Origin of the sequence: Bacillus sp. NPDC094106 (assembly GCF_044764345.1) — a bacterium.
Classification (GTDB): domain Bacteria; phylum Bacillota; class Bacilli; order Bacillales; family Bacillaceae_G; genus Bacillus_A.
The window spans coordinates 314,877-334,111 of record NZ_JBIWHY010000003.1; the positions used below are offsets into that span (position 1 = coordinate 314,877).

Below are 19,235 nucleotides of genomic sequence, written 5' to 3' on the forward strand. Positions count from 1 at the left end.
TACTCATCCCCAAAAAAACAAGTCGATGCTATGAAAATAAAAGAAGACCTCCTCTCCTTTTCTCCCTTTGTTTTCACATGGCATGGGGCTAAGAAAGGCCCTGACCGCTTCTCCGCACGATCGGACCCTCTCTCCCATATAAAAAATGATTTTATATTTCACTCAGTACTTTGTTTCGAATCCCGTATTGGTAATACTGTAGAATATTTAATTTCACGCAGCGCTAAACTTGTCTGTATTCGTGTAATTCCTAGCTTATTTAGCTTCCTAATAAAACGCTCCAGTTCCTTTCGATCACGGTTCGCAACTTTTAATAAATAATCGTACTCCCCTGTTAAACAATGACATTCTAATACTTCTGGCATAGATTCTAATTCTCTTTCTAACACTTCAAGTTTTTCAGATTGATGAATATTCGTACTCATAAAAATAAAACATAATAAATCAAATCCAAGTTTTTCTTGATTCAAAATTGCAACTTGCTTATCAATAAAGCCCTCACTTTCTAGCCTCTTGATGCGCGCGTGCATAGCAGGTGGCGACAAATTGACGCGACGAGCAAGTTCTGCATTGCTTACCTGCGATTCCTTTTGCAGAATATCTAAAATTTGGACGTCTAAATCATCTAACACTTTAATAACGGATGATTCCATAAAACCTCTCCTTTCCTTTACTGACGATTCTTCGAAAAAATGCATAATACTCCTTATGAAATCGAATAAAATTCTATACTTATACTAACTGAAAGAATATTATTTCTAATTTTATTCATTATACAAAATAATATATTAGATAACTGAGAAAAATGCTAAAATTATTTACAATTCATATTATGTAAATCCATTTGAATTTTCAACATATAAGTCGATGCTATGAAAAACAAAAGGAGACCTGCACTCATTTTCTCTTTTTGTTTTCACTTGGCATGGGGCAGGAAAAGGATCTGACCGCTTCTATGCATCGGCGGATCCTCTCTCCCCCCAAAAAGAAAGGGGTTATGTCGAGTTTAAATTTGGATTTATATACTAATAAAAGGGGTTCCAAACTATGCCTTATTTTTATGTCTTTTTATTATTGTTAACAAGCTTATTATGGGGAGGAAACTTTGTCATTGGAAAATCACTTGTCAATCATGCTTCGCCGATGACGCTGACAAGTTTAAGATGGATCATTGCGATTGTTTGTCTATTCCCGATTGTTTGGTTTAAGGAAAAGAAGATTTTCCCGCCGCGTGCTGCCATCCTTCCTTTACTACTCATGGGGATTACTGGCGTTGTTCTCTTTAATATTTTTCAGTTTTTAGCACTTGAACAAACATCAGCAACGAATGTAGGTCTTATTTCCACATTGAATGCTATTTCAATCACATTATTTTCATCTTTATTCTTAAAAGAAAAAGTAAATGTACTTCAAATTCTTTCTATGATTCTTTCCTTTTTTGGCGTTATTCTCGTCCTTTCAAAAGGAAATATCGCACTTTTATTTTCGTTACATTTTAATAGCGGAGATTTATGGATGATCGCTGCAGTTTGTATTTGGGGTATCTATTCTGTTTGCAGCAAATGGGCAACTAAAACAACAACGCCGATGATGGCAACCTTATACTCAGGAATTTTCGGTGTGATCCTATTGCTTCCATTTAACGTATCTACCTTTACTGTTTCTAATATCAATACTTCATTTATTACTTCCTTACTATACACAGGGCTCATTTCAACTGTAGTCTGTATGGTATTTTGGAATATTGGTGTTCAAAAGTTAGGAGCTACTACATCAGGAATCTTCCTAAATTTCAATCCAATTTTCACCGCTATTTTAGCCTTCCTTTTCTTAGGTGAAGAACTAACATGGATTCAAATTTTAGGTACGATCGTCGTTGTGACTGGCTGTTACTTATTTTCTCATTTTAAAACGGTTGTCACTCAGGCACGTACATCATTTGTACAGAATCACTAAAAAAATCGCCGTTATTTTACGGCGATTTTTTTACCCCTCTTGAATAAGCTGAAATTTCCGTCCTGCTCCTACATAAAATAATAAAGGCACATCCTCTTCTACAACCATTCCAATTACATTCACTTTTTCATTTTCCGGTAAATCATTGATCGCTATTTGTATTTCTCCTGCATATCTACCATACAATTCGTTATCAATTGTAATGCTTCCTATTTTTCTTTGAATGGTATTTATAGGTGGTAACATAACCGTATTTCCTTCTCTTGATTCCACGGAACGAATGACATCACGCGCTGGATCAAGCCGATTCGTATGTACTCTCTCCACTTTTTCTAGTACTTCTCTTTCATTAATAAGTGGTTTATAACGGATTGGAATTACTCCTTTCCGCGCACTAGAAATTTCTTTTACACTTTGCATACTCCCACTTATATCCCCAATCAATACTTTATCGACAAAACAGTCTTGAACGAGTTCCAAATATGCTTCAAGGGGGCGCATATATCGATGTTTTTCTAGAGTTGGAAGCCCTTCATATAACGGTCCTCTTTTTTCATCATCACCCGGAATAAAAGCCATCGTTTTTATTCCGCACGTATGTAAATATTGATTTTGTTTTTGTAAAAATGATTTCGAAAGTCCCGTTTCAGGCCTTGGATAAAAATTATGCCATGCTTCTACACAATCTACTTTTACATTTTCCTGAAGTAATTCCTTCCAACAGGATTCCGTAATTGTACTCGCATTTAACGCGATCTTCATTTTATGTGATATACGTGCAATTTGCTTTGGCTCTATACCGTAGTCTATGCGTAAGCCCGTAATCCCCCACCCTACTAACTGTTCCACATTTTCATATGTAATCCCTAAATACTCTAAAGACTTTGGAGAAACATCCACCATAAGTTCCATCTCATATTTTTCCGCTTGCTTCCCAAGTATTTGTATTAACTCTTTATAAGTTGTAGGATCGTCTTCTGGAATATGAAGGGAAGTAAAAATAGACGTAAAGCCGTTTTCGCTTGCCGTTTTCAACCATTTTTCTTGCTCCTCTACTCGATCTTTTGAAAGATATATTGAAACTCCTATCATAGTAATCTCTCCTTCTACTTATCATGAAAAAAAGAGAAAGGAATCCCTTTCTCTATATGTTCTCTGCCATTTCCTCTTTAAATCCGAAGAAATACGTAAAGATAAAACCAGATACATAAGCAATGACAAGACCAAGAAAATATAATAAATATTTATTATCAGCGATTAACGGAATTAACGATAATCCTGATACACCAATTCCAAGTGAAGCCGTTTTCATAACTGCTTGAAATGCACCGCCAACCGCTGCTCCTAAACAAGCAGTAATAAACGGTTTTCCAAGTGGTAAAGTTACACCATATAATAAAGGTTCACCAATTCCTAAAAATCCAACTGGTAATCCACCTTTAATAACATTGCGAAGTCGTTTATTTTTTGTTTTTACATAAATGGCAATTGCCGCTCCTACTTGCCCAGCTCCTGCCATTGCTAACACCGGTAATAACGGTGTTACATGCGTTTGATTAATGAATTCCATATGAATCGGTGTTAAACCATGATGTAATCCTAACATAACGAGAGGTAAAAATGTTCCCGCAAGCACAGCTCCTGCAAATGCTCCGCCAACATCTAAAATTGCATTAATACCACTTGTAATTCCATCAGTTAATACACCAGCTACTGGCTGAATTGCTAACATCGTTACTAAACTCACAACTAATACCGTAATAAGTGGTGTCACAATAATATCAACTGCATTTGGCACTGCTTTTCGCACTTGTCTTTCGACTACAACCATAAGCCACGCTGCAAAAATAACAGCAAACAAGCCGCCCCGTCCCGGTACTAACGCCTCACCAAATAATTTCACATTCGCCATCGCCGGGTTAAAAATTAAAATACCAGCAATTGCTCCAAGTACTGGTGTCCCGCCAAATTCTTTCGCTGTATTCCAGCCGACTAAAATTCCTAAAAACGTAAATATACCGCCGCCGATTAAAAGTAACATTTGCAGCCATGTTGCATTCGGATCTGCACCCGCATTTTTCGCAAAGTTCGCAACCCCATTTATAATTCCTGATGCAACAAGCCCAGGGATTAATGGAATAAAAATACTCCCTATTTTTCGTAAAAAGTTTTTCACTGGTGTATTATTTTTCTTCTTCATTGCTGATTTCATTTCTTGGCCAAGGTCCTCGAGATGGTAATCAGCAACATCGCCAATTCGTAAGCCCGTTAAAGTTTCCATTTCTGCAGCTACTTTATTCACAGTCCCCGGACCAACTACGACTTGTAGCGTTTCATCTTCAATAACGCCCATTACACCCTCGACTTTTTTCAAAAGTTCCATGTTTACTTTACTTTCATCATGAAGTGTTAGACGTAATCTTGTCATACAATGTGCGATACCACGAATATTTTTTACTCCCCCAAGTTGCTCTGTAATTTCATTCGCCATCCGCTGTTCTTTCGTCATTTTAAAATCCCCCTCCCCATTCTTTATAGCGCCTTTTTCACAAACCCTTCCCCATCTGTTAATTTTTCAAGTGCTTCCCCATATTCGCACTGCAGTAATATCATGACAATCGCAGCCTTCACATTATGATTTGCTTTCACATAATATGTCGCTGCTTCCTTATACTCTACTCCTGTTGCTTCTATAATAATTCGTTTAGAACGTTCAACTAACTTTTCATTTGTCGATTGAACATCAACCATTAAATTTTTATAAACTTTCCCTATTCCAATCATAGAGGACGTTGAAATCATATTTAGTACTAATTTTTGTGCCGTTCCCGCCTTTAAGCGTGTAGACCCTGTTAGCACTTCGGCACCTGTTTCTACTTCCACGCTAATTTTTGCAAATTTACTAATTTCTGCTCCCTTATTACAAGAGATGCTAGCTGTATTTGCTCCAACGGAATTTGCATATTTCAATCCACCAATCACATAAGGAGTTCTGCCACTTGCCGCAATTCCAATGACAGTATCTTTATCATTTAATTGAATGCTTTTTAAATCTAGTACAGCCAAGTCTTCTCGATCTTCGGCGCCTTCTATCGCTTTAGTAATCGCTTTCATTCCTCCTGCTATAAATCCTTGCACCTGTTTCTCATCCGTCCCAAATGTAGGCGGACACTCAGCAGCGTCCAAAATTCCTAAACGGCCGCTTGTACCAGCTCCAATATAAATTAATCGGCCGCCATTTTTGAAAGACAAAATGACATCTTGCACAATTTTTTCAATTTGTTCAATCTCTTTTTCTACTGCTATAGCAACTTTCTGATCTTCTTGATTCATAGTTTGTAAAATCTCTTTTATACTCATCTCATCTAAATTCATCGTATTTTCATTTCGGTGTTCTGTAGATAAATTTTCTAACATAATTTCACCTTCTTTGAAATTTAATTTCATACTTTTATTATAACTTTGAGAAATTTAAAATCAACGTCTCTTTATTATTTTATGAAATTTAATTTCTTTTTATAACAAATTTGTGTCTATACGTGCAAAAAAAAAGATGAGCTCCCCCATCTTTTTCCTTACTTTAATTTGCGTAATCGTACTGCTTCTGCTCTCGTTTCCATAAATTGATCCAAAACTTGATTACCAATCTGATTAAATGTAATGACATACAAAGCATCAATCATATTTAATTGCGTCATTCTTGACGCAATACTTGCTATACGATAATCCTGCTCTACATCTGGCATACAAAGACGGATACATGATTCTTTATATAGCTGAGATGATTGATCTAACTTTGTAATCGCAATAACAGTTGCTCCTCGTTTCTTCGCATACCGCGCGAGTTCCAATACATCCTTCGTACGACCAGAAGTTGAAATCGCGACAAATATATCTCCTTCTCTTAAGTTTGTCACGAGCGGCAACATCATATGAAAATCAGGGAGCATGATTGCGGTAAAGCCAAGACGAGTAAATTTATATGCTCCATCCATTGCTGGTGCAGAGGAACCGCCCACTCCATAAAATAATATTTTTCCTGCATGCAAAATTGCGTCGGCTGCTTTTTCTAATTCTTTTTTATCAATTGCCGTAACGCTTGCCTCAATTGCAGCTTTATTTACATATGTAACTTTATTGAATAAATCAAACGGACTATCTTCTGTGTTCATCACCGAAAAATCATTAATATTATAATCAGCAATTGTTAATTCCCTAACAAGTGCTAGCTTAAATGCTTTAAAACTTCCTATACCAATCGTTTTACAAAAGCGCACGACACTTGCTTCACTGGATCCCGCATTGCTAGATACTTCTTTTGTTGTTAAATTTGGAACAATCTCTGCGTTTTCCATTATGTACCTGGCAACCTTTTTTTCAGCTGGTGAAAATTGATCCATATAATTTTCAATTTTAAATAGTAATGTTGAAGCTTTCACCATCCAACCTCCATTTCTTGCGGTTGCTTTTATTTTTCATATCTTAATTCCATATCTTTTGAATCACAAAGATAAAAGACATCTTCACCGGGAGGATGAAAAACATTTACAGTTCGATCCCCTTTTTGATAGACCGTTCTTTCTCCTTCCGACCACTTCTTTTCCCATCCATTTATCCAAATTGCAAAGTCAGGTAACAAGGAAGTGTATCTATACCCTTCCGAATCATCCCCTGCAACATAAGAAGAAAAAACAGAAACAGGGAAGTCTTTCACTTTTGATTCTTTCCACAATGTAAAAGGTAGGCACATTACGAGAATTACAACGACACATATAACTTTTTTCCATGTAATCTTCATGTATTGCTCTCCTTTTCGTCCTATCACATACATAGATTTTAACATAATTACTCCTACTAATATCGCTTTTTAATATTATATAGGTGTCTCATATAACAACAAAACAGAAGCTGTCAGGCTCCTGTTTTTTTTCGTTATACAAAATACTTCTTCAATAATGGTGGCGTAATAATGGTTGTCAATATAACAACAATTACAATGGCTGTAAAATTCTCTTTCGCTAATAAATTCGCAGTTAGCCCATTTGCTGCAATAATAAGTGCAACTTCCCCGCGCGATACCATACCAGCCCCTATACTAATTGAAGATTTTAAATTAAATCCTGTTAACCTTGCTCCTAAGCCAGACCCCACTAACTTTGTGAGAATCGCAATGATGGTCATGATCACAATAAACCACATTTGACTTCCAATCCCGTGAAAGGTGATCTCCATCCCAATGCTAACAAAAAAGACTGGTACGAAAATAGCATAAGCAATCGGTTCAATTTTATGTTCCACTTCATGCTTATATTCTGTTTGAGAAATTGCAATTCCCGCCGCAAAAGCTCCGATAATACCGGCAATCCCCATTTTTTCACTATAGTAAGCAAAGGAAAAGCAAATAATAAGTGCTGCGCTAATTAACGCCTCTGACACACGGAGCGGCACCAACATTCTCATAATCCACGGAACAACTTTCCAACCAATGAAAACAATACTTACGAAAAAGATGATTTTCTTAGCAATGACAAGCGTAATATTCACATCTTGCGTACCTAGAAAGCTCATAACAAAAGCTAACAAAATAACAACGATAACATCATCGAACACAGCTGCTCCGAGAATCGTCGTACTTTCTCGCGTGTTCATTTTCCCTAAATCCCGCAATGTTTGTACAGAAATACTCACCGATGTTGCACAAAGTAATAACCCTAAAAAAATGGCATTTGATTGTACCATTCCAAAAGCGAGACCTGCTAAGTATCCACCAAAGAAAGGAAAAATAATTCCTCCCATCGCTACTGCAAATGAAGATTTTAAATTACGATTTAATTCTTCTAAATCCGTTTCTAACCCTGCCATAAACATGAGCAGCAAAACACCAATCGCACTTAGTTCATCGATAAGTTCAGAACTATCAATAATTCCAAAGACAGCGGGGCCAATAATAATTCCAATCATTAATTTACCTAATACCGATGGTTGTCCAAGTCTAACACTAATATCGCCCGCTAACTTCGTACAAAGCAAAATAACGACCAGTTCAAAATAAAACAGCATAGCATCTTCTCCTGCTTTACAAAATACGTATATTTTTAATGATAGTCTCTCCTTACAAACAAGATTTTATTTGTTACATTTTTATTTGACAAAATATTCTGAATTATAATAAAATTACTACAGCCATTCTATATTTTTCATACAGCGAAACTTTAATTAGTGGGTTTTCTCCATCCCCCGCTGATTATTGATTTTCACCAATCGAGCTTTTACGGATAGTTTATTTCCCATCTAGCTTCTAATTTTGAGGCAGGAGCGTTACTGTCCGCAAATCGCGAGAGAAAAATACACAACTGTACCTCCATTTACGTATGAACTATTTTCCAGTGGGCTCGCATTCTATTCGCAGTTGTGAAGATTGAAGTATGAGAGGAGAGTCCAAGTGAAGTCATTATTAAGAAAGAAACCACTTACTACTGAATCACCTAGGCAATTACAAAGAACATTAACTGCACTAGATTTAACTTTTTTAGGAATCGGTGCCGTCATTGGGACAGGCATTTTCGTCTTAACAGGAATTGTGGCAGCTAAACATTCTGGCCCGGGCATTATGCTATCTTTTCTTATCGCCGCATTTACTTGTGCTTGCGTCGCCTTCTGTTACGCCGAATTCGCTTCTTCTATCCCTATTTCAGGAAGTGTTTATACGTATGCGTATATGACGGTCGGAGAAATCGTTGCCTTCATCGTAGGCTGGTGTTTAATGCTAGAATACTTGCTGGCAGTCGCGGCTGTCGCTGTAGGATGGTCAGGGTATTTACAATCATTACTTCAAGGATTTAATATTCATCTTCCCGCCATCATCGCCTCAGCCCCTGGCATGGGAAAAGGCGGATTAATCGATTTACCAGCTGTATGTATTTTACTTTTTATCACACTATTACTTAGCTTTGGTATACGTGAAAGTGCTCGTATTAATAATATTATGGTGTTAATCAAATTAGCGGTTATCATTGCCTTCATTGTAGCAGGTGCGAAATACGTAAAACCTGAAAACTGGACACCGTTTTTACCATTTGGATACGATGGTATCATTACTGGTGCAGCAACAGTATTTTTTGCCTTTCTAGGATTTGACGCAATCGCGACAGCGGCCGAAGAAACAAAAAAACCGCAGCGAGATTTACCAATTGGAATCATTGGTTCTCTTCTTATTTGTACCGTATTGTATATGCTTGTGTCCTTTGTTTTAACGGGGATGGTTCCTTACACACAATTAGATGTTTCTGATCCCGTTGCTTTTGCACTGCATTTCGTTGGTGAAGACACAATTGCTAGTTTATTAGCTGTCGGTGCAATGACAGGAATGACAACTGTTCTTTTAGTCGTTATGTATGGGCAAGTCCGTGTTTCTTATGCAATGAGCCGTGATGGTCTACTTCCAAAAGCATTAGCTCGCGTCAGTCAAAAGGCGAAAATTCCTTTATTAAACACATGGATTACTGGGATATTAGCCGCTTTATTAGCAGGAGTACTCGATCTACACCTACTCGCAAATTTAGTGAACATCGGTACACTAACTGCCTTTACTTTTGTTTGTTTTGCTGTACTTATTTTACGTAAAACACATCCTGATTTAAAAAGAGGCTTCCGTGCACCATTTGTCCCGATATTACCAATCGTTACGATTTGCTGTTGTTTATATTTAATGATCAACCTTTCGGCAACAACATGGATGGGCTTCGCTGTTTGGCTTGTTATTGGACTATGTGTATATTTCTTCTACTCTAGACGTAATAGCCACCTACTTACAGACAAAAATAGCGATGCGAAAAAAGAAGCATAAGAAAACAGCTCGCCACTAAAGCGAGCTGTTTTCATTCTCTCATATGCTTTTTCGTTAACGTCTGTAGAATGAGAAATGCACCGATGCAAGCCGTAAACCATGCCCAATCTCCTAACGGTGAAGAATAGTTGATGATGCCAACTATAACAACGATCACCATTACAACCAACTGATACACAAGCTTCCACTTTTGCATATCTATCCTCCTCGGCTATTTTGTGTCTTTCTTTTTCTTTTTCCACGCAGTTACACTATCAAAGAAAAAGTTAATAAATAACGTTCCTAATCCTGCTAATAAAAAAGTCAGTAAAAATAGCATCCATTTGCTTTTATCTTTGAATACGTAATATCCAACAAGGAGCACAACCACGATCCATACATATTCCAAAATTCTCTTTAGCTTTTTCTCTTCCAAATCATTCGCTCCCTTACCCTATCTTTCTATTATTAGTATAACAAAAAAGAAGCTTGTCATCACAAGTTGTTGTTTATTTACACTCTTTTCAACAAGTTACCTCGCATATTCAATACGCCGCTACAGTTCATGCCCCGCTGATTATTAGTTGAACCAATCGGGCTTTTACGGGCAGTTTATCTCCCACCTTACTTCTTTGCTTTCACCTAATTTTTGGGTGGGAGTATTACTGCCCGTTAATGCGGGATAAATCCATTTTCATTTTTCAACATCTAAATCCCTGCTATGCAGAATAAAAAGTAACCTACACTCGTTTGCTCTTTCTGTTCGTACTTCGCATGTGGCAGAAACAGGCCCTGACCGCTTCTATGCATGGCTAGATCCTCTCTCCCATCTAAAAAGAGGGGGTTTTTGTCGGTTTTTTAATTGATGTATATATATCATTTTGCAAGAGACACTTGTCCATGTAATGAACTACCTCCATAGGCCTTACTATATAAATCCATTTTCATTTTTTGACATCTACATCCCTGCTATGCAGAATAAACAGTAACCTACACTCGTCTGCTCTTTCTGTTTTTACTTCGCATGGGGCAGAAACAGGCACTGTCCGCTTCTATGTATGGCTAGATCCTCTCTCCCACCTAAAAAGGGGGGGATGTCGGTTTTTCAACTTGTATTTATACAGACTCCGTTTTATTTCTTTCTTTCATAATCTTATAGATTACAATCCCGATCACAGCAAAACAAACGATTCCTAATATCGGCAACATATACGGTTCAAGAACTTCGCCCGCTTTTTTCCAGTGAGGCCCTAACTTCATTCCTACATATATGTATAACGCCGTTAATGGCAGCATTGCCACAAATGTATATATACTAAATTGCCAAATATTCATTTTCGCCATACCGCACGGAACTGAAATAAGCGTCCGAATTCCAGGGATAAATCGTCCAGCAAAAGCCACAACGGGTCCGTATTTCTCAAAGAAATGATCCGCTTTTTGAATCTGTTCTTCCTTTATGAAAAAGTATTTACCATATTTCATTAGCAATGGTCGACCACCATAATAACCAAGTGCATACAAAGTTAATGGTCCTGTCGTTCCCCCAATTGTTCCAGCCAATACCGCTAACCAAAAATTCACATCTCCTTCATACACCCAGTAGCCAACAAGCGGTAAAACGATTTCGGCTGGAATAAACTCAAATGTTAGAGCTGCAATAACCCCAAAATAAGAAAATTGCTTTAAATATTCAATGATATCCAAAATAAGCTGCTCCATATTTTTAACCTCTATCCTTTATTTAAGTCATATTTTTCTTGTAAATGCGGTGGCGCCATTTTTACAATGCGTTGCAAAATAAATATTGCGACAGCAACATCATCTAACACGCCAAAAGCAAACAGAAAGTCAGGAATGAGATCAAATGGAAATACAACATATCCAATTAAAAAACCAATGGATAATATCTTTTTCTGCATAGGAACTTCTTTTGATGTAAAAAAGTCATATAAAAATGGAATGAAACGTCGAAAATGAAGCATAAATCGAAATCTGTTTATAAATTTTTTCATTTATCATCTCTCCTTTTTTGTATACAAAAAGGACCTTTACCAAATATGATAAAGGTCCTAAAAAAGACAATAAGGGGCCTTTACCATTGCTGGTAAAGGTCTCACTAACAACTAGAACGTTGCCAATAAAGCCGAGGGTTTCTCCCTGTAATGACGACTTTATTGTAATAAGTTACTCCCCTTTATATACACAATTTTATAAAATCACCTTAAAATATTTGACGAAACTTGTCAACTTTTTTATTTTGGTAATGACTGATACATACTTGCTATTGCTTTTATTTCAGAGTCTGGTGCCGGAGATAACTGATAATATCCTCTCTTCACCATATACTGCCAAATGTCATAAGCATGACGACTACTGTTTAAAAAAGCATTTTCTAACAAAGTTCTTAAATGTGGATTGGCACATTCTAATAAAGAACCTGCATAGTTGAATGCAGCAGATTTTTGATTAAGTAGATAGCCAATCGCAATTGCTCGATCAGAAGGAGGTTGTCCAGTCATACTTGGTGTAACTGGCAAATACTCTTTTGAAGGTGCTTGTATATAAGAGGATAGCACTGGATTTAGTTTAGCTAGTTGACATTTTGAGACATTTGGAATGGAATCATTTTGTACAAATTCTAATTTCAAATTATAATCCTGTACGTGAAGGGGCAAATGTTCTTGTAATATTTGTTTTAAATCCGGATCTTGTGCTTGTTTTATATATGTAGACATTGTATTAATCGTATTGTAACAACCCATAATCAGTTCACTTAAATCACGTAACTCATGTGTTGCTAACTGCATGTATGAATCCTCCTTCTTTAAGCGTCTGTTTAGTTTCTCCCAAAACGTAAAAAATAAAAGAAATGTACATGAATTTTCTTAACGCCATATACCTATCCACCTTCTTTTTATAAACGAACAAAAAGCCACATAATGCGGCTTTGTACCTGCTCCTATAGAGGGTTACATTTTGGTATCTCTAGTCCAGATGCTCTCTCCCACCTAAAAAGAGGGATTTTATGTCGTTTTTTTAATTGATGTATATATATCACATGAATAGACAGTAACCCCCTCATTAATTATGCTCATTACTTTCAATTTGAAGTGTATGTTGGTCTGGATCATGAACGATAATCACTTCACCTTCATCACAATACTCTATTCGATAGAATTCTAACTTTTTCTTTACCTTTTCTATATCAGAAATCGAAAAGGTAATCCTTTTATATGAAGGTAAATCTTCCGTAACCTCCCCCTTTCGATTTTTGTTTACTATAAAACAAATCCTTGTCGAACCAATGTCATACCATACACCCGTAACATCTAATTGCGGTCTTTGTGAACTAGGATATAACCCTAAAATGCCTTCATAAAAATATAATGTTTCTTTTAAATTTCTTACTTCTAATACAATAGAGTCTGTAATATGCTTCACATGCATTTCCCCCCCTGTACCTATTAGTTTTTCTATATGTGTCATAAAAGGTGATTATGTCTGAATACAGTATGTAGTGATGAGGTTTTTAGTTTTATATAAGGAGGTTCTGTCATGAATAAGTATATGAAATCGTATACGCCATACCATGGTCCAAAAGATCCTTGTCCTCCTATTGGGAAGAAATACTATTCTACCCCTCCTAATCTATATTTAGGATTTCAACCGCCAAATTTACCACAGTTCTCCCCAAAAGAAGCTTTAAGAAAAGGCACTTTATGGCCTGTCTTTTATGATTATTACGAAAATCCATACAAAAAAGGGCGGTGAACATAATCGTGGCTCAATCATTACCAGAAGAATATTATCAATGGATGGAAGAACTGCAAGAACTCGACTTTGTATTAGTTGAACTAACACTGTATTTAGATACACACCCTGATGATGTTACATCTATTAATCAATTTAATGATTTTTCTTATAAACGACGATTGTTACGGCAAAAAATCGAAGAGAAATATGGACCCCTTCAGCAATTTGGGAATAGCTATTCTAAGGCTCCGTGGGAATGGAGTAAAGGTCCGTGGCCATGGCAAATTTAAAGGAGAAAAACTATGTGGATATATGAAAAAAAATTACAATATCCTGTAAAAGTAAGTATGTGCAATCCAGCACTCGCCAAATTGTTAATTGAACAATACGGTGGTGCAGATGGAGAGTTAGCCGCTGCACTTCGCTATTTAAATCAACGTTATAGCATTCCTGATAAAGTAATTGGTTTACTCACAGACATCGGTACCGAAGAATTTGCCCACCTTGAAATGATTGCGACAATGGTCTACAAACTAACAAAAGATGCGACGCCTGAGCAAATGAAAGCAGCCGGACTTGATCCTCATTATGCCGACCATGATAGCGCCCTACATTATCATAATGCAGCTGGTACACCATTTACAGTCACATATATACAAGCAAAAGGTGATCCTATTGCTGATTTATATGAAGACATTGCTGCTGAAGAAAAAGCAAGAGCGACATATCAATGGCTCATCAACTTATCAGATGATCCTGATATAAATGATAGCTTACGTTTTTTACGAGAACGTGAAATCGTTCATTCCCAACGTTTCCGCGAGGCAGTCGAAATTCTAAAAGAAGAACGTGATCGCAAAATTTATTTTTAATTCCACTACATACACATATCATATCGGTATGTGTATTTTTTATCCTCATTACCTCTCTTTCTTTCAAGAGTAACATCCTCTCTATTCAAACTATAAATAGTATAATTATTCGATTTGACGCATTAATTTCTATTTTTTCAAAATTCCCTATTGCTTTATAGTCATCAGACCTTTAAAATAAAAACAGTTACTCGACAAATTGTTCGAATTTTCTACAAAATACTTCTTAGGAGGATTTTTTTTATATGCGCAACACTTTAAAGCCATCGCAAATTCTTTCCATTAGTTTATTGCTATTTGCGGTTTTTTTCGGCGCTGGTAATATGATTTTCCCGCCACTTCTCGGACTTTCTTCAGGAGAAAATATGTGGGTTTCTATTTCAGGGTTTATTATTACAGATGTAGGTTTATCCCTATTAGCAATAGTTGCTGTTGCTCTTGCAGGTGGTAGCTTTAAAAATTTAGCGAGCCGTGTTCATCCAAAATTCGCAGCAGTACTAGCCATTATTATTTATCTTTCAATCGGTCCACTATTTGTTATTCCACGAACGGGATCTGTTTCTTATGAAGTTGGAATCGCACCACTTTTCCAAGATCATTGGTATTCCATGTTAATTTTCACCTTTATTTTCTTTACGATCGTCTACTTTTTATCATTAAATCCGTCTAAATTAGTTGATCATATCGGAAAAATATTAACACCGATTTTACTTGGAATTATTGCTGTTATGGCAACGAAAGCAATCCTTTCACCTACGGGATCATTTGTAAATCCTGTCGGCGACTATAAAGAAATTCCGTTTTTTAAGGGGTTTTTAGAAGGATTCTTAACATTAGATGCAATTGGTGCTCTCGTTTTATCAACAATCGTCGTAAATGCAATTCGCCAAAACGGTGTACAAGAAAAGGCATCCATTGCTAAATATACAATTATTTGTGGAAGTATTGCGGCTTTTTTCTTAACAATTGTCTATTTCTTACTTGGATATATCGGTGCATCAAATGGAAGCCTAGGGCAATTTGAAAACGGCGGCCAACTATTAGCAACTATTATGTATCGATTATTTGGGACAAGCGGTAACATCATGCTAGGCATTGCCATTGTATTCGCTTGTTTAACAACAGCAATCGGTGTTGTTAGTGCTTTCGCAAACTATTTCACAACTATATTAACAAATGTTTCTTATAAGAAACTTGTATTATCTGTTTGTATCTTTAGCTTTATCATTTCAAACTTAGGTTTAAGTTTACTAATTAAAATTACATTACCTGTGTTAATTATTCTGTATCCAATTACAATCATTTTAATTTTTGTATCATTCATCGATAAATACACGAAGCGTAAACCTTCTGTATACATCGGTGCCATGATTGCCGCATTTATTATTAGCTGTATTCATGCACTTGATAATGTGGGAATGATCCCAACTGCCATTGCATCCATCGTAAGTACCATTCCTTTTTACAAATTAGGAATCGGCTGGATTGTTCCGGCAATTGTTGGCGGTATCGTAGGATACTTTATTCCTCAGACGCAAACAGCGGGTGAAGTTTCTACTAAATAAAAAAGAAGCAAGCATTTATACAGAAATGCTTGCTTCTTTTATTTTCTATCGCTTAATACAACTAGTTGAGAGCTTGTTTGTAGAAGTTATAAAGACCGGACAAGACGGAATCCTAGATCATCTATGCAAAATGACGGATGGCTGCGACGACGACACGAAGCCCCACAGCCTCTGTCCTCCTCAGCCCAGCTACCTCCCCGAAAAATTCGGTAGGAGCCATACACTTGTTCGTCATATAAATCCCAACACCACTCCCAAACATTTCCTAACATATCATACAGACCCCATGCATTCGGTTCTTTTCTTCCTACTTCATGGATTTTGCCGCCTGAATTTTCATTATACCAGGCAATCTTATCCAGCTCTCCGTATCTATAACCAGTAGTTCCTGCTTTACATGCATATTGCCACTCTGCTTCTGAAGGAAGTCGATAACCGTCTGATTCCCAATCACAAATAATATTTTCACCATCATTACTTATAGAATAGCACTCTTTCAGTCCCGCTTTCTGTGAAAGTAGATTACAAAAAGAAACTGCTTCATTCCAAGAAATATTCACAATTGGCTTTAGATCTCCGTCAAAAGAATGAGGTGATTGATTTGTAATCGCGTAGTATAGCCCTCTAGTTACAGGATATCGAGCAAAAAGAACCGATCTTATCTCAACTTTCCATTTTCTGTTTATTCTATCGTCTCTTAATTCTATTTCTCCCCCTGGAATTTTTACCATTGGATAGTCAATGTAACTCTTTATTTCACTTGACACTCTACCTTCCTCCTAACGATCTTCATTTTCACCGCTTCTAGAATCAGTAAATCTATACAAAAATTACGTTGTTTTTGCAGATAACTGCCCGTTAGTCATTCATGCAGTGCAAGCACTGCACCATAGGAGATGAAAATGGATAGAACCGGTTCGTACTATTATGGCTGAGAAAGGAAGATCGATTATATAAATCCATTTTATTTTTTCAACATCTAAATCCCTGCTATGCAGAATAAAAAATAACTTACACTCGTTTGCTCTTTCTGTTTTTACTTCGCACGGGGCAGAAACAGGCCCTAACCGCTTCTATGCACGGACAGGTACTCTCTCCCACCCAAAAAGAGGGGGTTTTTAATTAATGTATATATAAGAAAAACATTTTTTAGATTATATGATTTATAATTTCTCAACATCTAAATCCCTGTTATGCAGAATAAAAGGTAACTTACACTCGTTTACTCTTTCTGTTTTTACTTCGCATGGGGCAGAAACAGGCCCTGACCGCTTCTATGTATGGCTAGATGCTCTCTACCACCCAAAAAGAGGGGGTTTTTAATTGATTGCCTTAGAACCTAGTTTCCTAGGCTCTTTACATTGTATGCTTAAATGTAAACAATTCTTCTTTCGAATGCGAAACGAGCTGTACCTCTTCGACATCCTCTTTCTTTTTATTTTCTCCTAACCTTACTTTCGTTATGGCATCTTCTATACTTCTTACTATCATATTTCCTGAAAAAATAGTAAGTCCAAAAAAAGTAATTGGTACAAGCGGAATCCATGGATGCACTGTTAAAGAACGGAAATATACGCCAATTAAACCTGACCATTCATGTGTATAGGAGTCTATTTCTTTGACCAATCCACCGAATTGTACCGTTCCCCCAAAAAACACTTCAAGCAATCCTAAATGAAGAAAAATAATAAGCGTTTGAATAAACTGCTGCATTAATACAAGTACAAACGTCATATATAAGTGCGGAAACACGTGTTTAACCACAATATGTCGTTTACTTCCTCCTAGTATACGGGCAGCATCAATAAATTCTTCCCTTTGTAATTTCCGAACCTCGTTCGCAACGTAAAGGGAAATGGTTGGAATCGCAAGTACAATAAGCAATATGACTTGAAATGAAGCTCTCTCAAAAAAAGTTGATGTTTCTTGCCCATTTGCAAATCTATTTGCAAACTGCAGTAAAAAATAAGCAATCATTACTGTTGGAATCACTGTAAAGCTATCAAAAAATGCTTCAATCTTTGTGAATCCCCTTTTTATATATGTTCCTAATACTACACCAAAAAATACCCCTATTATCATACGCATGACTGCGATAAAAGCAGATATACCAATAGTCCATTTTGCTCCCTCAATAACTAGGTTTAAAAGATCATAACCTTTTCGATCTGTTCCAAGTAAAAATTGCGATGAAGGCGGGAAGGGTGGAACTTCTGGATTTCCTTGTGCATCATATTGCAAAGATACTTCACGAATATGTCCATCATTCCATATCGTATTTCCAATGCTTACAACAACTAATCCGATAAGAAATAAACTACTCAGCCAAAATCGTTTATCACGCTTTACATATTTCCACATCTTATTGCCTCTCTTTCATCGCATCTGGAACGAAATAATGAAATGATTTAAATAGGATGAAGATTGGAATATAAATAAGTAATACACTTATTGTAAAAACCTCAATCGCTTGATACCCTTTAATGAATATAAAAATGCCATGTGTATTAAACATCCATTCGATAATATACAAATTTGATAACATAAACCAAATGTTCGTTTTTGCAAAAAATAACGTACTAAGCAATACATTGCGGAAAACGTGATGATTTAAAATATGAAAACGATCCAATCCTTTTGCCTTTGCAAATAAAACATAATCTTTTTCTAATTCTGTTTCAAAGCGAAGCAGTAATAACTTCACAAACATAATAGTAGTTGGGACACTTAAACAAATAATGGGCAAACCCCGAATTGAGTCTGTTCCTAGTGCAGCGATTTTTACAGGTAAAAACCCTGTCTTTTGAAAAATCCATACAACAAAAATTTGTGATCCAAGAATAAGAAGAATGTCTGGAATAGACTCAAGAAAAAGAAGAAATGATTTTATACGACGTTGTATGCGCGGACGACTTCTAATTATGATGTAAACGATGCAAAAAGCTATAAATAGCGAAATAAAAAATGAAGCTAAAAAAATAACCATTGTTTCTTTATAATGAACAAATAGTTGCGGAAATAAAGGTTTATTCCCTGCATATGTTAAACTTGAAACATCTATCAATTTCATAAACAACATCTTTAAAGCCTGTACATATTTCGAAAAGTCAATATGTAACCCTTCAAATAGCTTTGGAAGAGCGCCTAAACAAATAATTCCTACAATTGAAAGCATAAACTGTATAACAACCTCTATACCATTTGAAATAACCTTTCTTGCCATCTTCCCCCTTCTCTCTATACAAGATTCCATTCTATTTA

At 36.3% G+C, this 19,235-nt stretch carries 22 protein-coding genes; 6 read left to right on the forward strand and 16 right to left on the reverse strand.

Features of this window, described 5'->3' with window-relative positions:
- Window positions 1-158: 158 nt before the first annotated feature.
- Window positions 159-653: an Lrp/AsnC family transcriptional regulator gene (locus ACIQ7L_RS06205; protein WP_097894593.1), complete on the reverse strand. Its 495-nt coding sequence runs from the start codon at window positions 651-653 to the stop codon at window positions 159-161.
- Between the two features lie 394 nt (window positions 654-1,047).
- Here ACIQ7L_RS06205 and ACIQ7L_RS06210 point away from each other — a divergent pair, with 394 nt between their 5' ends.
- The gene (locus tag ACIQ7L_RS06210) at window positions 1,048-1,956 is read left to right on the forward strand and encodes a DMT family transporter (RefSeq protein ID WP_400567554.1); all 909 of its coding nucleotides are present in this window, start codon (window positions 1,048-1,050) and stop codon (window positions 1,954-1,956) included.
- A gap of 30 nt (window positions 1,957-1,986) precedes the next feature.
- Here the strand turns inward: ACIQ7L_RS06210 and ACIQ7L_RS06215 are convergent, their stop codons facing one another.
- From ACIQ7L_RS06215 to ACIQ7L_RS06240, 6 genes are all read right to left on the reverse strand, one after another.
- The gene (locus tag ACIQ7L_RS06215) at window positions 1,987-3,048 is read right to left on the reverse strand and encodes a DUF871 domain-containing protein (RefSeq protein ID WP_400567556.1); all 1,062 of its coding nucleotides are present in this window, start codon (window positions 3,046-3,048) and stop codon (window positions 1,987-1,989) included.
- A 52-nt stretch (window positions 3,049-3,100) separates the two neighbouring features.
- Entirely contained in the window at window positions 3,101-4,465 is a 1,365-nt protein-coding gene (locus tag ACIQ7L_RS06220; RefSeq protein WP_400567557.1) for a PTS transporter subunit EIIC, read from the reverse strand.
- Window positions 4,466-4,488: 23 nt separating this feature from the next.
- Window positions 4,489-5,373 (reverse strand): N-acetylmuramic acid 6-phosphate etherase, encoded by an 885-nt coding sequence (gene murQ, locus ACIQ7L_RS06225; RefSeq protein ID WP_400567558.1) that lies wholly within the window; start codon window positions 5,371-5,373, stop codon window positions 4,489-4,491.
- 158 nt (window positions 5,374-5,531) lie between these two features.
- On the reverse strand, window positions 5,532-6,395 hold the full coding sequence (locus tag ACIQ7L_RS06230) for a MurR/RpiR family transcriptional regulator (RefSeq protein WP_097894641.1): 864 nt from the start codon (window positions 6,393-6,395) through the stop codon (window positions 5,532-5,534).
- 29 nt (window positions 6,396-6,424) lie between these two features.
- On the reverse strand, window positions 6,425-6,754 hold the full coding sequence (locus tag ACIQ7L_RS06235; protein WP_097894642.1) for an outer surface protein: 330 nt from the start codon (window positions 6,752-6,754) through the stop codon (window positions 6,425-6,427).
- Between the two features lie 134 nt (window positions 6,755-6,888).
- A complete protein-coding gene (locus ACIQ7L_RS06240; protein ID WP_400567560.1) occupies window positions 6,889-8,016 on the reverse strand; it encodes a cation:proton antiporter in 1,128 nt (375 codons plus the stop codon).
- A gap of 382 nt (window positions 8,017-8,398) precedes the next feature.
- Here ACIQ7L_RS06240 and bcaP point away from each other — a divergent pair, with 382 nt between their 5' ends.
- A complete protein-coding gene (bcaP, locus tag ACIQ7L_RS06245; RefSeq protein ID WP_400567561.1) occupies window positions 8,399-9,802 on the forward strand; it encodes a branched-chain amino acid transporter BcaP in 1,404 nt (467 codons plus the stop codon).
- Window positions 9,803-9,833: 31 nt separating this feature from the next.
- On the opposite strand, the gene ACIQ7L_RS06250 is transcribed toward bcaP, so the two are convergent.
- The 6 genes from ACIQ7L_RS06250 to ACIQ7L_RS06275 form a co-directional block, all read right to left on the reverse strand.
- Window positions 9,834-9,998 carry a hypothetical protein gene (locus ACIQ7L_RS06250; protein WP_400567563.1) on the reverse strand — a complete coding sequence of 55 codons (165 nt, stop codon included), beginning with the start codon at window positions 9,996-9,998 and terminating at the stop codon, window positions 9,834-9,836.
- A gap of 15 nt (window positions 9,999-10,013) precedes the next feature.
- A complete protein-coding gene (locus ACIQ7L_RS06255; RefSeq protein WP_097894599.1) occupies window positions 10,014-10,217 on the reverse strand; it encodes a hypothetical protein in 204 nt (67 codons plus the stop codon).
- A gap of 680 nt (window positions 10,218-10,897) precedes the next feature.
- Entirely contained in the window at window positions 10,898-11,503 is a 606-nt protein-coding gene (locus ACIQ7L_RS06260; protein ID WP_400567565.1) for a DedA family protein, read from the reverse strand.
- An 11-nt stretch (window positions 11,504-11,514) separates the two neighbouring features.
- Entirely contained in the window at window positions 11,515-11,796 is a 282-nt protein-coding gene (locus ACIQ7L_RS06265) for a YkvA family protein (protein ID WP_400567566.1), read from the reverse strand.
- Window positions 11,797-12,036: 240 nt separating this feature from the next.
- Window positions 12,037-12,591: a spore coat protein gene (locus tag ACIQ7L_RS06270; RefSeq protein WP_400567568.1), complete on the reverse strand. Its 555-nt coding sequence runs from the start codon at window positions 12,589-12,591 to the stop codon at window positions 12,037-12,039.
- Window positions 12,592-12,865: 274 nt separating this feature from the next.
- The gene (locus tag ACIQ7L_RS06275) at window positions 12,866-13,225 is read right to left on the reverse strand and encodes a VOC family protein (protein ID WP_400567569.1); all 360 of its coding nucleotides are present in this window, start codon (window positions 13,223-13,225) and stop codon (window positions 12,866-12,868) included.
- Between the two features lie 114 nt (window positions 13,226-13,339).
- Between ACIQ7L_RS06275 and ACIQ7L_RS06280 the strand changes: the two genes are divergently transcribed.
- The 4 genes from ACIQ7L_RS06280 (at window position 13,340) to brnQ2 (ending at window position 15,974) form a co-directional block, all read left to right on the forward strand.
- Window positions 13,340-13,555 carry a spore coat associated protein CotJA gene (locus tag ACIQ7L_RS06280; RefSeq protein ID WP_097894604.1) on the forward strand — a complete coding sequence of 72 codons (216 nt, stop codon included), beginning with the start codon at window positions 13,340-13,342 and terminating at the stop codon, window positions 13,553-13,555.
- A gap of 8 nt (window positions 13,556-13,563) precedes the next feature.
- Window positions 13,564-13,827: a spore coat protein CotJB gene (locus ACIQ7L_RS06285; RefSeq protein WP_141523289.1), complete on the forward strand. Its 264-nt coding sequence runs from the start codon at window positions 13,564-13,566 to the stop codon at window positions 13,825-13,827.
- 12 nt (window positions 13,828-13,839) lie between these two features.
- The gene (cotJC, locus tag ACIQ7L_RS06290) at window positions 13,840-14,409 is read left to right on the forward strand and encodes a spore coat protein CotJC (protein ID WP_097894605.1); all 570 of its coding nucleotides are present in this window, start codon (window positions 13,840-13,842) and stop codon (window positions 14,407-14,409) included.
- A 245-nt stretch (window positions 14,410-14,654) separates the two neighbouring features.
- Window positions 14,655-15,974 (forward strand): branched-chain amino acid transport system II carrier protein BrnQ2, encoded by a 1,320-nt coding sequence (gene brnQ2 / locus ACIQ7L_RS06295; protein ID WP_400567571.1) that lies wholly within the window; start codon window positions 14,655-14,657, stop codon window positions 15,972-15,974.
- Between the two features lie 86 nt (window positions 15,975-16,060).
- Here the strand turns inward: brnQ2 and ACIQ7L_RS06300 are convergent, their stop codons facing one another.
- From ACIQ7L_RS06300 to ACIQ7L_RS06310, 3 genes are all read right to left on the reverse strand, one after another.
- Window positions 16,061-16,705 (reverse strand): formylglycine-generating enzyme family protein, encoded by a 645-nt coding sequence (locus ACIQ7L_RS06300; protein ID WP_400567676.1) that lies wholly within the window; start codon window positions 16,703-16,705, stop codon window positions 16,061-16,063.
- A 625-nt stretch (window positions 16,706-17,330) separates the two neighbouring features.
- Window positions 17,331-18,335 carry an ABC transporter permease gene (locus ACIQ7L_RS06305; RefSeq protein WP_400567573.1) on the reverse strand — a complete coding sequence of 335 codons (1,005 nt, stop codon included), beginning with the start codon at window positions 18,333-18,335 and terminating at the stop codon, window positions 17,331-17,333.
- A gap of 1 nt (window position 18,336) precedes the next feature.
- On the reverse strand, window positions 18,337-19,197 hold the full coding sequence (locus ACIQ7L_RS06310; RefSeq protein ID WP_400567575.1) for an ABC transporter permease subunit: 861 nt from the start codon (window positions 19,195-19,197) through the stop codon (window positions 18,337-18,339).
- Window positions 19,198-19,235: the final 38 nt, after the last annotated feature.